The following is a 15,629-nucleotide window of genomic DNA, read 5'->3' as shown; positions in this document are numbered from 1 at the left end:
CCCAATCAGCGACCACCCCTAAAAAGGTGGCGTGGTGAGGAATCCCCCGCGCTCTTTAGCCGGGGGAGGATGTCAATTTCTCCACGAAACCATCGGTAACAAATAGCGATCGCTCCTCCTTTCACTCTAGTTTTGGGGAGAAGCGATCTACCTGTTTTACACTAACGGGATTTGTGATTGCCGTTCATGGATAGGAACATAAGCGATGTCGTGATCGCCGGTATAAATCTGGGTGGGTCGGAAAATCCGGTTTTCTGCTAGTTGTTCCTTCCAGTGCGCCAGCCAACCGGCTACCCGTGCGATCGCGAATATGGGGGTAAACAAGTCGGTGGGAATACCGAGTTTCCGATAAACCAAACCGGAATAGAAATCTACATTCGCGTAAATCCCTTTATATCCCAGTTTTTCCTCAACCGCCTGTTCTAACTCCTGGGCAATTTCGTAGTATTTATCCGAACCAAACTTCTCAAACAGTTGTTCGGCTAAATGCTGTAGAATTGTAGCTCGCGGATCTTTGACCTTATAGACACGGTGACCGAATCCCATGATTTTTGACTTGCGCTGCAAGCAATCTTCTAGATAGGGACGAACATTTCCCACTGAGCCAATTTCTTCGAGCATCGTAATCACTTCTTCATTCGCTCCTCCATGCAAGGGACCGGCTAGGGTGCCTACGGCTGATGCAATCACCCCATAGGGGTCAGTTAGCGTCGAAGCCGTCACCATGGCTGAGAACGTAGACGCATTCATGGTATGTTCAGCATGGAGTGTTAAGCAAACATCAAAGACGTGAGCCTCTAGGGGATCAGGTTCTTGCTCAGTGAGCATATACAGAAAATTAGCGGAATAGTCTAAATTGTCGTTCGGCTTCACCGGGTCATTCCCCTTCCGCATCAGCTTAAATGCTGCTACCATTGTTGGGATTTTCGCCAACAAGCGGACAACCGCTTCCCGGATGTAATGGGGATTTGGGAGAGCGCGTTTTGAGTAAAAAAGACCCAATGCTGCTGCAGAGGCTTGCAGTGCATCCATCGGATGTCCGGTTTCCGGGAAACATTTCATCATGTCCCGAATCCGATATTTAATCCGTCGATGGTAACGAATTTCCGTCTCAAACGCTTCTAGCTCATCCTTGGTTGGTAGCTCACCCCATATCAGAAGATAGGCGGTTTCTAGGAATGTGCTTCTTGTGGCGAGTTCTTCAATCCGAATACCACGATACTCTAATATCCCCTGTTTTCCATCAACATAGCTGATACTGGATTGGGCAGCGGGAATGCCTTCTAAACCTGGTTTATACTCACAGACAGTCATAGAACTACCAAATACGTTTGAAGTGTTCTCAGGCTAACTTACCAGAAACTGTCAGATTAGTAGTGTGTGTTACACAAATTCTTAAAGATCAGACTAGATCAGCCATTTTGGCGACGTGAGCAAAAATAGCTCACTTTGACCCAGAGGAACTCCCGTTTCTTTCAGGTTTAACCCGATAACGCCCGCTTTCTTGAGGACAAGTTTTTCCCCTGCTTCTCCCCAAACCAACAATTCTGCCCAATTGCCTAAATCCGGTTGATGACCGACTAACGCCAAACAGCCTGCACCGTTTCGGTTTTGACGCCACTCCTGTAGCCAGCTAACCCAGGTATTGATATCCCCATCAGGCGCAAGGCTGGGAAATTCGTCGAGTTGCTCACCCAAACCTACGTCTTGCAGAATCGCGGCGGTTTCTCGCGCTCGGACTAAGGGACTGGTCAATATGTGGTCAAAATGCAAACCGCGATCGCGCAGTTGCTTGGCGACTTTGGTTGTCTTCTTGCGCCCTTTGCTCGTCAGGGGACGATCTTCATCGTTCGGATAGTCTTCGCGATCGGCAGCGATGCCATGACGGATCAAGTACAGTTCTATCGTCATCTGTTTTTTATTTTGTCCTGAAAATTAAGATCGTAAGGTTCTCTAGGAACACAATCAAGATTTTATTGATGATGCTCGCGAATTTTTTGCTCTCACCCAATAAAACAAGGGCTGGTTTTGCATCACAGTTGTCGGAAACAATCAATGTTAATCCCTCAACCCGCCCCTACAAAAATCATGGAAAATCGTGAGCGCCTGCAATGTTGGAGAGCAACACTTGTTTAATCGGTGTGAATCAAATTATCTTTGGGATTAACTAAGCGCCAGAGTTTTTGCTTGATTTGAATATCAAATACTTCCCACTTGAGCTTAGTGAATTCGGTATTGTCATTAAAGCCACCTAAAAAGCCAATGGGGATTTCAAAGCCGCCGGCGGTCATGCGTCCGCCACCAAAGAATCGCCCCTGATTGTCTTGACCAAAGGCTTCTTTAATAAATTCGTCGGGATCAAGGGTAATTTTATTGGTTCTCAAGGAACCAATTACTACTTCGACTTCTTCGTCTTCGTTGTGGACAATACCGTAAACCACAGCCGTGTGGACATTTTCTTCAGTCACCAAAAAGTCAGCCGCTTGAGGAATCGCATCGCGGTCATCGTAACGTAAATAGCCCACTCCCGCGATCGAGAAATTATTCTGGACAATGCGATTTTTCAGCGATCGCTCGATCACATCCATCACTCGTCGCGATCGCGCCGTTTGCAGGACAGCATTGAGCAACTGTACATCATAGAAACGACTCAAATACGCCGCCGCTAAGAAATCCTCTTCCCTCGCCCGCATCAGGCGATCGGTATCGGCACGTAAACCGTGCATTAGTGCTGTGGCGCACTTGACATGGGTGCTAATACTACTATCAAGCTTGAGTAAACCCTTTTGCAGGTATTGGCTGAGGATAGTGGCGGTTGCCCTTGTCTGAGGTCGCAAATCGGCAAATTCTGCTTCCAGATTACCCTGAGGATTGTGATGGTCAATCAGGACAACAATGGGGATACCTGCTTGTTTGACAAAGGGCATTAACTGGGTTGTGGTTCCCTGGTTGTCAACCAGAACACAACCTTGATACACCGAAAAATCCCGATCCTTCAATGTCTGAATCCCCCAGCGCTTAGCTGGCAAGTTGGTCAGTTTGACCAAGGCGATGTTTTCCTGATGAGACAGAGTTCCGGCATATACAATGTCACATTGGATATTGTACTGTTGGGCAATTAACTGGTACGCCCAAGCACTCGATAAAGCATCAGGATCAGGAAAATCTTGAATGACAATGAGCTGGCGTTCTGAACTGTGACGATCTAAAACCTTTTGCAGTTCTCCTATTTTGCTTTCGGAAGCATCAACATGCTGCCGAGGTTCGCGGCTACTACTACTGCGGTTATTAGGATTTTTTGGGGAAGCTTTCTGTTGTCGTGAAACTCCATCACTCCCATCCGAACCTGATGTTTTATTGTGTAGAGCGTTATTATTGACAGATTTCAGGGGGTTGGATTCCATAGCGGGCAAGGTATTTAGCTGTTGGTTTAGTATCGCAGCTTGTGACATCCTCCTACACTGACCCTACGGGTACAGTGTAGGCTTCCTTTGTCGTAGTCTTACGACTACGCTTCCGGCGTTTTATAGTGGGGAATATGCCCAGCCCCACTTTCTTGATGTTAATCGCTGCATTCCAGTCTCTGTCCAAAATCAATCCGCATAAACATTCGTGTATTCGGACAGATAAATCTTTTTCTTGATAACGATTACAACAAGAACATATCTGGCTTGTATCATGGGGTTTAACTTTCACCACCGACTTACCAGCTTTCGCAGCTTTGTAAGTGAGAATTGAAAGGAATTGACTCCAGCCAGCATCATTGATCGACTTGTTTAAGCCTGATTTGGCACTCTGACCATTGGGTAAATATTTTCCATTTTCATCCTGCTTGAGTTTGTTTTTCCGGGACAGGTTTCCCGGCTTGATGTCCTCGACAAAGAATACCTGCTCGTCCCGACTCACCAGTTTTGTAGCCGACTCATAATGAAACTGCTTCCGCTTACGCTGCAACCTCTGGTGGTGTTTCGATATCTTTTTCGCCAGCTTTCGTCGTGATGCTGATTGGTGAGGTTTGCTATCTTTACGGTTAGCCAACTTTGTCAGCTTTGACTCAGACTTACGGTAGTGTTGCTGAATTGGTTCAACCTCACCATCTGAGGCTGTCCAGAACTTCTCTAGCCCCACATCTAAGCCAAGGGAATTCTCTTCCGTTGCTTCTATCTCTGGTGATTTCAGACTAGGAACGGTCTTGTCCTCTAAGGTTAAGCAGATATACCAACCATCGGCACGACGCGACACCAGTGCCGCTTTAATAGTGAACCCTTCTGGGATTGGGCGATGATAGATAAGCTTAACCTGACCGATTTTGGGCAGGTTTATATAAGCAATATCGCGCCGCGTGCTACCATTTTTGCGCCGATGAGGATTAGGAACAACGGTGAGACAATCTGGTTTTAATTGGGGAATCGAAAATGTCCGGTATCGCCGCAGCGACTTAAACCGAGGTTTTCCACTTCGTTTCCCATTTGAATCTCCTGCAACAAAACGAGTAAACGCATCCTCTACTCGCTTAATCGCCTCTTGAATTACCTGTGAGTGAACTCCCTTGTATAGGTGCTTAAAAGCTTCCCTTGACCAATGGGTAGCCCGTTTCTGTGAGTAATAGGTTGGCTGGTCTTTAAGTTCTGCTAAATGGGTGACAAAAATTGAGCAAGCATTGACTGGGCGGCGGTTACACTCCCACCAGTTAAACCTTTCCTCTAGCATCAGATTATGTATCCGGCATAGTTTATGCAGCCAGTTGTTTAGCTGGTAAGCCTGTTGTTTGTCCTGCACAATCTGATACTGGTAATTCAACTTAAACGTGTCTTTGCTTCGCTTCAATTTTTATCACCTCCCTTTCATTTTATTATAACACCTGCAAACCCAATAATCAGGTAGAAATAAACTTTTAATACTGGCGATTCATCCCACGCTCAAATCTTTGATTGAGCGTGGGATGAATCGCCGGGTTAGCTAAAATTGACTGCCGCTTGAAGAGAGTCCATACTATCGTATGGACGAGAAATGTTGGGCTAAAGCCCGGTTGAGAAGCCTCGGCTATAGCTCGAGTTACCGTAGGAGCCTTACCCCACCCTTGAGTACATTCAGTTATCACTGTGTGACTGGTAGGGAATCACCGTCCTTGTAGGGTGGTGAGGATGTCAAACGCCAATCACATACTTTCGCCACTCCTGATGAACTCCACCTTTAACCTGTTTAGCCACCTCAAAATGAAGACTGCTATAGGGCTTGCGGGGTTGATGTCGCAACATCATGTTGGCTTCCTTAGGCGTTCGGTTCCCTTTTTTGACATTACAACGCACACAGGCGGTGACAATGTTTTCCCAAGAATCTCCCCCTTGTCGAGAACGAGGAATCACATGATCGAGGGTTAAATCATCACCCGTGTATCCGCAGTATTGACAAGAATGACTATCACGGTAGAGGATATTGCGGCGGGTTAAAGGAATTTCTTTGTAAGGAACCCGAACGTAATGGCGCAACCTAATAACGGTGGGTAGCGGTAACTCTGGGTAGATATATTTGCCGTTGTGTTCAATTTGTTCCGCTTTGCCTTTGAGCATCAAGACAACCGCTCGTCGCCAATTGGTGACATTGAGCGGTTCGTAGGAGGCGTTTAACACCAGAACCTTGCTCATTAGGAGATCGAAATAATGTGAATATTATCCCAGATATTAGCACAGGTTGATGGATCTGGGTAAGGTTTTAATGATCACTTATCAGATCTGAACATGATCGCGATCGCTGGTTTTTCATTCTCCAACGCCGAAAAACTTCCCCTGAGCTTGGGGGTTTAGTCTCAGTTTTAAGTCCGTTCTATCCTATATCTAGTGTTTTAAGGTTTGATATTAATCATTCCTACACTAAATACAGGAGTTAAATCATTAAGTGCATATCAAGGTCGATCAAAAATTTGAATTTTTTTATCCTTGAGCCAATAGGTGGTCATTTCTCCCTTACCTTTAATCAGAACCACACCACGTTCCTCAAAGTCGTATTCATCTTTGAGCAATTCATAGGTTGCCCGGGTTACTTGAATGCGACCGGGTAAACCGTGAGACTCCATACGGCTAGCGGTATTCACGGTATCACCCCACAAATCGTAGCTAAATTTCTTGATGCCAATGACACCCGCGACGACAGGACCGCTATTGATCCCAATCCTCAGGCGAAAATTTTCTCCAGTCTCTTGGTTAAATTCAGTAATGGCTCGCTGCATATCTAAAGCCATCTGTGCGATCGCCTGAGCATGATCCAGACGCCGCCGAGGTAGTCCCGCCGCCACCATATAAGCATCGCCAATCGTTTTAATTTTTTCCACGCCATGTTCCTCAACCAGTCGGTCAAATTTGGAGAAAATCTGATTCAGCAGTTCAACCAGTTGGGTGGGTGAGGTTTGAGTGGAAAATTTGGTGAAATTGACCAGATCGGCAAACATAATCGTTACCCCTTTAAAACTTTCTGCGATCGTGTGCTGACCCCGCTTCAACAGCTCCGCCACCGGTTGGGGTAAGATATTCAAAAGTAACAGTTCGGCGCGTTTGCGGGCGCGATTGAGGGCAACTTCGGCTTGTTTTTGTTCGGTAATATCGGATACTGTCCCTTCGTAGTAGAGGAGTTTAGCCGCTTCATCTTTAACCGTATCGATATTTTCCACAATCCAAATAATGCTGCCATCTTTACGATAAACCTGGGACTGAAAATCGGATAAGGTATCGTAGCGCTGCATTAAAGCGGCTAACTCTTCCTGGCGTGTGGGTTCAACATAAAGTTGCTCCCCAATATTCCTCACCTGTTTCATGAGATCTTCGGGTGAGGTATAGCCTAAAATTTTGGCTAAGGCTGGATTAGCGGTGATGTAGCGTCCCTCAGGAGTGGCTTGGAAAATGCCCTCGGTGGCTCGTTCAAAGATACTGCGATATTTCTCTTCAGCTTGGCGCAGGGAAGCTTCTACTCGTTGTCGTTCTTGAATTTCGGCTTGGAGTTGCAGATTTTGCTCCTCTAGCCGCTTTTGCAGGTTCCGAAGTGCTAAATGCGTCGTCACTCTGGCTTTGACTTCTTCCTGCTGCACGGGTTTGGTGATAAAGTCTACTGCTCCCAGATTCAAGCCTTTGACTTTATCGACAGCATCAGATAGCGCACTCAGAAAAATGACTGGGATATCTCGAGTTGCTGGATTCGCTTTCAGGCGGCGACAGGTTTCAAAGCCATCAATCCCTGGCATCATTACATCCAGTAAGATGAGATCGGGTTTGGCATACTCGACTTTTTGCAGAGCGCTTTGCCCATCCTGCGCCACCAAAACTCTGAAGCCAGAATCGGTTAAAAAGTCAAAGAGGACACCGAGATTATGGGGAGTATCATCGACAATAACGATGACGCCTTGTAATAACTGTTCATCATTCATCGGGGTTAAAGTGGTTTGGTTCATAGTTCATAGTTCATAGTTCATGGTTCATTTTCTGGTGAACTTGCTATGAACGATGTAGCTGGCTTGGTGTGGTATAACGAAATGTTTTTAATCGTTCATGGTTCATTTTCTGGTGAACTTGCCATGAACGGTAAACAATTGGCGATCGCAGCCCTACTTTGGAAGTTACTTTGTCCCCGGTAGAAGATTCCCTGTTTTCCTCTCAAGAGCCACCCCTACACCAGGGCTGATCAATTCGGTAAGGAGCCAGAGGCTGAAGGTATTGAGCATACACTGTGATTGTGAGGATCGTCGAGTGGCATAAAAACCGTGCGATCGCGTCCCGTTTCTTTTGCTCGATACAATGCTTGATCCGCCGCCCTGATCAGCGCTTCCGGACAGGTGTGGTGACAAGGAACAGTGCTAGATACCCCCACACTCAATGTGACAGAATTCTTAATCGGCGATCGCGGATGGGTCAAACCTAACTGATTCAGCGACGTCTGAATGAATTGAGCAACTTGTAATGCGCCTTTGGCTGGGGTATTGGGTAGAATCACCGCAAATTCTTCTCCTCCATAGCGGGCGACTAAATCGGCGGGGCGCTTTACCACCTGTTTCATCGCTTGCGCCACCTGATACAAACATTCATCCCCAGCTTGGTGACCCTTGCTATCATTGTAGAGTTTGAAATAGTCTACATCACATAAGAGCAACGACAACACCCATTGCTCTCGTCGGGCAATCCGCCACACTTGGTTAAAATATTCATCAAATCGATGCCGATTCGCCACCTTAGTTAAACTATCTAACGTTGCCAAACGCTTCAGTTGAGCATTGGCTTTTTGCAGTTTCGCCTCAGCCTCCTGACGCTGCTGAATCTCTTGTTGAAGTTGCTGATTTTGGACTTGCAGATTCCGGCGTAGCTTTTGAATCGTCAGATGGGTGTTCACTCGTGCCAACACAATTTCCTGTTGGGTGGGCTTAATAATATAATCAACCGCACCTAATTCAAATCCTTTGATAATAACCGCCGTTTGAGACAGTGCTGTGAGGAAAATTACCGGCATATCGTAGGTAGCTGGATTAGCTTTCAGACGCCGACAGGTTTCAAACCCATCAATTCCCGGCATAATCACATCCAGCAAAATGATATCGGGATGCTCTAATTCAGCTTTTTTGATTGCGCTTTCACCATCCCTTGCCACGATAACCTGGAACCCCGCCTCACTCACAAAATTTAACAGCACTTCTGAGTTCGTGAGATTATCATCAACAATGAGAATCGTCTCTTTATCATTTATCATTTGTCATACTCGCCAAGCGAGAAGCAAGCTACGTCATTCGTCATTTGTCATTCATGTATCTTTTCACAAACTCCAGAATTTGTTTCTCCTGAAACCCGTTGGCTAAGCGGCGCAGCTTCTTGGCAAATAGAACCCATTGCGAATCGAGTTTTTCTAACTTATCCGCTTGCTCACTAATCCCTTTGATATCACCCATCATGGCTAATTCATAGAGAATCGTCATTTCCTTTAGGGGCGGCGCGACAATCTCTGAAGGAGTAATCGAAACCTCTGGTTTTTGTTCGGGCAGTTTTTCCCCAGGGTAAACACTACTGGGTGCTTCAGTGGATTCATAAATCCATTCTAAGTTTAGATGCTTTTGCAGGGTAGCAAAGAGGGTTTTGGCTTGTACAGGTTGCCCGATAAAATCATTACAACCTGCCGTGATAGATTGCTGTTGTTTTTCCCCGAAAACGCTAGCTGAAATCGCCAAGACTACGATATCTCGTAACGCAGGAATTTTTCGTAACCGTCGCGTCGCCTCTAATCCATCAAGTTTTGGCATCATCAAATCCATTAAAATCGCGTCGGGGTGTTCTTCTTGGGCTTGCTGGAGACAGTCTTCACCATTGATGGCTTCAAGTACCTCAAACCCTAATGGTAACAATAAATTGACAAAAATTGAGCGATTTTGCCACTGATCATCGGCAACCAAGATTTTGCGCCGATGACCGCGAAACCCAATAATAATTTGATCTTCTACTACATCTATTGCTTGGTCTGGAGAGACGGCGGGTAAATCTAAATCGACAGAAAAGGTACTTCCTTGACCCACATAACTTTCTACATGAAGTTCGCCGCCAAGGAGTTGGACTAACCGTTGACTAATCGCCAATCCTAATCCCGTTCCTTCCACCTGTCGATTCCGATTTTCAATTTGATGGAAGGGTAAAAATATATTGGTTAATTGTTCAGCAGCAATCCCAATTCCTGTATCTTGAATCTGAAATCGCATTTTTCGGGATGATTCCGTCTCCGATTGAGGGGCTGAGACATAGCCAACTTTAAATGTAATATTCCCCTGATCCGTAAATTTAATTGCATTCCCCAACAGATTAATTAACACTTGTCGCAGTCGTTTTTCATCACCCCGGACAATTTTAGGTAGGGGGGAGAGGGGTTCATAGTGAAAGGCAATAGCTTTTTCGTCAGCCCGGATGCGAACCATTTCAATAATTCCCTCCAGAAAATGGGGGAACTGAAACTCGCTTAAACATAAGTCCATTTTCCGGGCTTCAATTTTAGACAGGTCTAAGATATCGTTAAGTAGGGTTAACAGATGTTCGCCACACTGTTGAATGATACTCAGTCCTTGCTGTTGCTTGGCGGTAGGATGGGGTTCGCGTTTGAGCACTTGGACATAGCCTAAAATACCGTTGAGGGGTGTGCGGAGTTCATGACTCATATTTGCCAAAAATTCGCTTTTGGCATTATTGGCGGATTCGGCTTCTTGGCGGGCTTGTTCCAGGTGGAGATTCTTTTCGGCTAATTGTTGACTAATTCGGGTTTGTTCTTCTAAAAGTTGACTCTGGGCGAGGGCAATTCCTACCTGATCCGCTAGTTGACTCAACAGTTCAATTTCAAACATTTCCCACTGTCGCGGACCACTACATTGATGGGCAATTAATAGACCCCAGAGGTTGTCTCGTTGTAAAATAGGAACAACTAAATAGGCTCTGACGCCAAAGGGTTTTAAGAGTTTGATATGGCAGGGTTCCAGGTTGGCTTGGTAGAGATCTTCGATCGCGCGAATACGTCCTTGGCGATATTGTTCTAAATAGCCTTCCCGAAAACAGGGATCGTAAATCTCCTGTCCTTGAATCGGTGTCCAGCCAGGAACCACGGCTTCAGTCATGATTACCCCCGTTCCATCGGCGTTGAGTTGGTAGATTACTACCCGATCAACTTGCAAGATCCGGCGCACTTCGGTTACTGTAGTTTGCAGGATAGCATCCAGTTGTAAGGATTGGCGAATCTTGAGCGTAATTTCGGCAAAGAGTTGCCGTTGTAGGGTTTGGCGACGCAATTCGGCTTCGGAATGTTTGCGTTCAGTGATATCTTCGGCAATCCCAGCAATGCGGTTCATTTTACCCGTTTCGTTGAACACCCGAAACGTCCGCACCCAAACCCAACGTTCACTCCCGTCGGGGCGTAAAATGCGGTATTCTTCTTCAAAGTCTTGTTCTCCTTGCAGTTGTTTGCCTAAAGCTTCTGCAACGCGATCGCGATCATAGGGATGAATATTATCTAACCAGGTCATCGGCTGATCGTAAAGACTTTCGCGGGAACGTCCCCAGACTTCCTCATAAGCTGGACTCAGATAAAACATGCGGCTTAAATCGGGCGTGGTTAAAAAGAACACTTCCCGAATATTTTCTGCGAGTTGGCGGAATTGTTCCTCTCTATCGAGTAACGCCGCTTCTGCTTGTTTGCGATCGCTAATATCAGTATGCGTCCCGACAATTCGTGTCACCTTACCCTGTTTATCCCGTAGTACCAATCCGCGGGATAAAAACCAAGGGGTTGACCCATCAGTGTGTACCATGCGAAACTCTAATTTCCATTGGGAAAGTTCGCCGCTAAAAAGTTGCTCCATCGTGGCTTTGACCCTAGAGTGATCCTCTGGAGGAACCCGCGCTATCAATTCATCAAAGCTGGGACTATCGTAATTTTCGGGATAGCCAATTAAATGGAGAAATTGGGGGGAATAATAGTAGGTATTGGTTTTAACGTTAATATCAAAGAGTCCACTATCATTGGCTTGAATCGCTAGGGCAAACCGTTCCTCACTCTCCCGTAAAGCAGTTTGGGTTTCCTGGCGTTGGGTAATATCCAATGCCATAGAGGCGATACCCAAGAGGTTACCGTGGTTATCAATTAGAGGAGTATTATACCATTCGCAAACAATCGTTCTGCCATCTTTAGTGATATTCTGATTACAGGAACGAGCAACTTGTTTGTCGTGCCAAAGTCTGGCTTTAATTTGTTTAATTTGGGCTTGGGCAGCCGGTGGCACAATTAGAGTGGAAGGATGACCCAAAGCTTCGTCCCGATGATAGCCAAAAATGGTTTCAGCGGCGGGATTCCAATCAACAATTTCCCCATCCGTATTCCATTCAATTACCGCCAGGGGAGTTTGTTTAACCAACAGGGAGAGGCGTTGATCATTTTTTCGCAGCGCCTTCTCCATCCGCTTTTGTTCCACCACTTCCGCCAAAAGTTGGCGATTAGCAGCTTTCAGGGCGGCGGTTCGTTCCTCAAAGGTTTGTTGGAGACGTGCAAAGATATGGCGAGAATGAGTTTCGCGATCGCACAATTCCTGGTAAGCGGTGGCGCGATCGGTTATCGTAGCGGCGACAATGAGGGCGGTGATAGCAAAAACGGCGATAAACCCATCTTGGGATAAAATAACCCAATTAAGCGATTCAAACGCCTCAGCTGATTGCCAAAAGGCAACACTTGCCACAACCATGATACCCAATGCGGTTATCTGTTGACCCCATTGCAGGGCTGCCCATAAGATGAAAGGAAATAGTAAATACTTTAAGTCAGCCTGACCTAGAGACTGATACAACAACTCTGTTAACTGAGTGGCAAGTTTTTGATGAAATTGGACTCCCATTGGATTAGAAGCGGTTATACTATCTTCGGTTACGACTATCGCGGAATTGGAGAAGACACCAAACACCAAACCACTCACTATTCCCAATCCAATCAGCCAGACTCCAACCTGCAAAATGATTGTTGATCCTTCACAACCTTCCAGGGAATGGTTTCTAGGGGCGGGTAATGAGACTTTCTTTTCGCTATTGATAGTAACGTTTGTACAAAACCCGCCCTGACTGAATGTTGATTGTTGAGTATTGAATGTGTAGGGGTGGGTTTGACTATTCTCATTTGTTGTCACCCGAATGTTGCTAAACCCGCCCAAACCGAGGTTTTGAATGAACTCCAGAACCCCCTTGTTCTCATCCTGTCCCCCTGTCTCCCCTGAGTGGATCATTGAATAACCCAGAGTTAACAATACAGGTGTAACAATTAAAAGTCCCATGGCGTTACTCAACCACAACAGCAGCCAATCCCCTGAACTCCCTTCACTCCCTAATCGTTCACCCAGCAAACGGATAGTGGGACTCACCAGGGAAGATAATAGAACCATACCCACCAGGAATTTAACCACATCCCGGCGACGGTTTAACCCTGGATGCATATCCCAGAATTGAACCAACGTCACACCCCCCCAAGCTTGTAGGGTACAGCCTAAACAGGAGGCGATCGCAACAGTTCCCGGAATTCCGATCAATAAAGCCCGAGACAATTCTCCCAAAGCGACACCCAGCCAAAGATTGCGCCCCAGTAACAACAGGGCGGCTTGACTAATTCCGGCGGGAATCCAGAGAAGGGGGATAATATCCTGACGGCTAAAAATTTGAGCAGTGGCGATATAAATTAGCGTCAGGGCTAAGACGTTGAAAAAATATCGTCCTAACGGAGAAATATTCCAGGTTATGTTCATCGGAATTTCTGACGTTTAAACTATCCAGTATGAATGATTAATTGCGCTTGGGAATAAACCCATCAAGCGCTTATTGGAGCGGATTTAGGCGTGCAATCGAGATAACACCAATAACATTTCAAGCAAACCCGTCTTTTCCCCATCCGCACAGCGGCTACAATCTCAAGTCTAAAATCGGATCACGATATGGGGGAATAGTCAGAGCGATCACCCTTCGAGTCTACCATTTTAACTCAAAACACCATTTTCAATCAGGTGGTTAAACTTTAAAATCAGCGATGAAGCAGCGGGAGCAGAGGGAGCATGTAGAGACGCTTCAAAAGCGCGTCTGGGAGCTGGGGGAGATGTTAGACTGTTCAGTTATTTCTGCTTTCTTGGACTAGATGATAAAGAAGATAGGTAACCCGGATTTGACTGTGATCTTCATCATCGTATTTCAGGAGAATTATCACAGTTCCCCCCTCAATCCCTCACAACTTTGCCCTCTGAATATCACTGGAGTTAAAGACATGTAACACAAAATACCTCTAGACAATCAAGGATAATCTGAACGTTCAAAACAAATCAGATATCTCTCAAAATCTAGAATCTGATTCATCGAGTTTCATCTACATATTGAGTTTTTCTATGAACCTTTGGCTTATCACTCTATATACCCTTGTTTCTCTTTATTTATTGGTCGCTTGGTTCCGCTTTTTCAAACAAGGCACAGGACTGTCTGCTCAGCAAAACCTCTTATCGTTACTCACCATTGGCATCGCCACGGTATTTTGGCCCCTTGTCCTCCCCATTGCTTACGCCAAGCTATTAAACGCTACCGTATCAAAGCCGTCGAAAGGTTCTGCTGAACCAGTTTAAAAAGATTAGGAGTATGGATCAAAAAGACTGTACCTAACAAACTGAATACTGCCCGGATTCCAGATTAGTAACACAGAATACATTAATAGAGCCAATCCCAATGATTTGTGAAGAAAGATGAGGCGGGAAACCAGACCCAGCCATGATGGCTATTTCATAACTTATCCAGCTATACTTTACAATCAAGTAATGATTAGCCAAGTTGATAGACATCTGATATAATTACTTAGATTTTGAATACTTGTTTGGATTCATACCTGGAGTTTGAATATGAAACTTTTGCTTGTTAGTCTTTACGTATTGGTTGCGCTTTATTTATCGGCAGCTTGGTTACGCTTTCTCAAAAAAGGAGCGGGACTATCTCCTCAGCAAAAAGTCTTATCTTTCCTCACCGTTGGCATCGCCACGGTATTTTGGCCCCTTGTCATCCCCATTGCTTACGTGAAATTATTGGACACAACAGTATCACAACCTTAGAGATGTTCCACCGAAACATTTTAACAAAACTTAAAATAATCGAGCAAAACTTTAATTCAACAAAAGTTGAGCGCAGTCCCTAGATGGTATCTTGATTTAGGTAGGGTAGAGGAAACAATCCTGGCAGAAGATTGGCTGCTCACCCTAAACACTGGCAAGCCCTTTTCTGAACCCTCTGGTAGAGTAAGCTGTTCGGCATTTAAACCTTAATGTCAATAATGGCGAAAGCATTGTAGTGCGAGCATCTTGCTCGCTACTAATACCCAATTTAAATGCATGACAGCTTAGTCAGTAAGAGTCATTCTGGAAAACTCAGCGTAAGACGAGGTGAAGCCATTGACAATTGCCGGCAAAACTGAGTCAGAGGGAATCAGTCATGTCACAACTTGTTAAAGCCCAGCTTATTTCCACAGATGGTGGGGGAACAATTGATTTCATGTTCAACCCCAGCCAGTTGGCGTTTAGCCAGCAAATTAATTTAACAAAAAGTAGCGGAGCACGAACGGGTCGAGGATTACCCAAGGTTAACTTTGCTTATCCTGAACCCGTTACCCTCTCGATTAACGACATTATTTTTGATACTTATGAGACAGGTGAGAGTGTTCTGCGCTATCTGAAACCCTTTGAGAAAGCGGTGAATTTTGCCGAGTCGGGGGAAGGGAAGGAAAAACGTCCTCCCACTTATTTGTTTACCTGGGGTTCCCAGGAGTATATTCGTTGTTTTGTTACAAAAGTTGATTATAACCTGACCATGTTTCTGCCAGATGGGACACCCGTCCGAGTTTCGGTTAATCTGACCTTGGAAGAGATTGATGAGTCTGTTTCTCAACCGGGAATGGGAACGCCCCAACCGAGTGGGAACCAGCGTCAGAGTAGTGGGCGCTAGTGTAGTGGGTGTGTACGTGTCTTACCTGTTTAAGACATTTTGTATTTGGAGCCGCTTTACGCTAGGTTATCAAAACTTAGCAATTTATTACACAGGTTTTTCCCTTGGGGACTATTCATCTGTTAGGAT

12 protein-coding genes are annotated in these 15,629 nt (G+C 45.5%); 4 read left to right on the top strand and 8 right to left on the bottom strand.

What is annotated here, in order from left to right; all coding sequences use genetic code 11:
- Window positions 1-156: 156 nt before the first annotated feature.
- The 6 genes from ACLGGO_RS25815 to ACLGGO_RS25790 all read right to left on the bottom strand — a co-directional run bounded on the left by ACLGGO_RS25815 (window position 157) and on the right by ACLGGO_RS25790 (window position 7,438).
- Window positions 157-1,314, bottom strand: a complete 1,158-nt coding sequence (locus tag ACLGGO_RS25815; RefSeq protein ID WP_446421415.1) for a citrate synthase — start codon at window positions 1,312-1,314, stop codon at window positions 157-159.
- A 93-nt stretch (window positions 1,315-1,407) separates the two neighbouring features.
- Entirely contained in the window at window positions 1,408-1,911 is a 504-nt protein-coding gene (gene sixA / locus ACLGGO_RS25810; protein WP_446421414.1) for a phosphohistidine phosphatase SixA, read from the bottom strand.
- A gap of 221 nt (window positions 1,912-2,132) precedes the next feature.
- Window positions 2,133-3,404, bottom strand: a complete 1,272-nt coding sequence (locus tag ACLGGO_RS25805; RefSeq protein WP_446338116.1) for a DHH family phosphoesterase — start codon at window positions 3,402-3,404, stop codon at window positions 2,133-2,135.
- Between the two features lie 52 nt (window positions 3,405-3,456).
- Window positions 3,457-4,827 (bottom strand): RNA-guided endonuclease InsQ/TnpB family protein, encoded by a 1,371-nt coding sequence (locus tag ACLGGO_RS25800; protein ID WP_446338115.1) that lies wholly within the window; start codon window positions 4,825-4,827, stop codon window positions 3,457-3,459.
- 320 nt (window positions 4,828-5,147) lie between these two features.
- The gene (locus ACLGGO_RS25795) at window positions 5,148-5,645 is read right to left on the bottom strand and encodes an HNH endonuclease (RefSeq protein WP_446338114.1); all 498 of its coding nucleotides are present in this window, start codon (window positions 5,643-5,645) and stop codon (window positions 5,148-5,150) included.
- A gap of 257 nt (window positions 5,646-5,902) precedes the next feature.
- A complete protein-coding gene (locus ACLGGO_RS25790) occupies window positions 5,903-7,438 on the bottom strand; it encodes an adenylate/guanylate cyclase domain-containing protein (protein ID WP_446421413.1) in 1,536 nt (511 codons plus the stop codon).
- A gap of 45 nt (window positions 7,439-7,483) precedes the next feature.
- On the opposite strand from ACLGGO_RS25790, the gene ACLGGO_RS25785 reads away from it, so the two are divergent.
- Entirely contained in the window at window positions 7,484-7,621 is a 138-nt protein-coding gene (locus tag ACLGGO_RS25785; RefSeq protein WP_446338112.1) for a hypothetical protein, read from the top strand.
- Between the two features lie 47 nt (window positions 7,622-7,668).
- On the opposite strand, the gene ACLGGO_RS25780 is transcribed toward ACLGGO_RS25785, so the two are convergent.
- Window positions 7,669-8,724 (bottom strand): diguanylate cyclase domain-containing protein, encoded by a 1,056-nt coding sequence (locus tag ACLGGO_RS25780; RefSeq protein ID WP_446421412.1) that lies wholly within the window; start codon window positions 8,722-8,724, stop codon window positions 7,669-7,671.
- Between the two features lie 40 nt (window positions 8,725-8,764).
- A complete protein-coding gene (locus ACLGGO_RS25775; protein WP_446421411.1) occupies window positions 8,765-13,279 on the bottom strand; it encodes a PAS domain S-box protein in 4,515 nt (1,504 codons plus the stop codon).
- 627 nt (window positions 13,280-13,906) lie between these two features.
- Between ACLGGO_RS25775 and ACLGGO_RS25770 the strand changes: the two genes are divergently transcribed.
- The 3 genes from ACLGGO_RS25770 to ACLGGO_RS25760 all read left to right on the top strand — a co-directional run bounded on the left by ACLGGO_RS25770 (window position 13,907) and on the right by ACLGGO_RS25760 (window position 15,500).
- On the top strand, window positions 13,907-14,137 hold the full coding sequence (locus ACLGGO_RS25770; RefSeq protein ID WP_446338109.1) for a hypothetical protein: 231 nt from the start codon (window positions 13,907-13,909) through the stop codon (window positions 14,135-14,137).
- Between the two features lie 270 nt (window positions 14,138-14,407).
- Entirely contained in the window at window positions 14,408-14,614 is a 207-nt protein-coding gene (locus tag ACLGGO_RS25765; RefSeq protein WP_446338108.1) for a hypothetical protein, read from the top strand.
- A gap of 376 nt (window positions 14,615-14,990) precedes the next feature.
- Entirely contained in the window at window positions 14,991-15,500 is a 510-nt protein-coding gene (locus tag ACLGGO_RS25760; RefSeq protein WP_446421410.1) for a CIS tube protein, read from the top strand.
- Window positions 15,501-15,629: the final 129 nt, after the last annotated feature.

This window comes from Coleofasciculus sp. (assembly GCF_046565525.1).
Lineage (GTDB): Bacteria > Cyanobacteriota > Cyanobacteriia > Cyanobacteriales > Coleofasciculaceae > Coleofasciculus.
Note: the sequence above shows the minus strand (reverse complement) of the source record. Positions and strands in the feature narration are given on the sequence as shown.

Bases quoted from the DNA above. Each gene is read 5' to 3' on its own strand.
- ACLGGO_RS25815 (WP_446421415.1), bottom strand. From the start codon at position 1,314: ATGACTGTCTGTGAGTATAAACCAGGTTTAGAAGGCATTCCCGCTGCC.
- sixA (WP_446421414.1), bottom strand. From the start codon at position 1,911: ATGACGATAGAACTGTACTTGATCCGTCATGGCATCGCTGCCGATCGC.
- ACLGGO_RS25805 (WP_446338116.1), bottom strand. From the start codon at position 3,404: ATGGAATCCAACCCCCTGAAATCTGTCAATAATAACGCTCTACACAAT.
- ACLGGO_RS25795 (WP_446338114.1), bottom strand. From the start codon at position 5,645: ATGAGCAAGGTTCTGGTGTTAAACGCCTCCTACGAACCGCTCAATGTC.
- ACLGGO_RS25790 (WP_446421413.1), bottom strand. From the start codon at position 7,438: ATGAACCAAACCACTTTAACCCCGATGAATGATGAACAGTTATTACAA.
- ACLGGO_RS25785 (WP_446338112.1), top strand. From the start codon at position 7,484: ATGAACGATGTAGCTGGCTTGGTGTGGTATAACGAAATGTTTTTAATC.
- ACLGGO_RS25780 (WP_446421412.1), bottom strand. From the start codon at position 8,724: ATGATAAATGATAAAGAGACGATTCTCATTGTTGATGATAATCTCACG.
- ACLGGO_RS25775 (WP_446421411.1), bottom strand. From the start codon at position 13,279: ATGAACATAACCTGGAATATTTCTCCGTTAGGACGATATTTTTTCAAC.
- ACLGGO_RS25770 (WP_446338109.1), top strand. From the start codon at position 13,907: ATGAACCTTTGGCTTATCACTCTATATACCCTTGTTTCTCTTTATTTA.
- ACLGGO_RS25765 (WP_446338108.1), top strand. From the start codon at position 14,408: ATGAAACTTTTGCTTGTTAGTCTTTACGTATTGGTTGCGCTTTATTTA.
- ACLGGO_RS25760 (WP_446421410.1), top strand. From the start codon at position 14,991: ATGTCACAACTTGTTAAAGCCCAGCTTATTTCCACAGATGGTGGGGGA.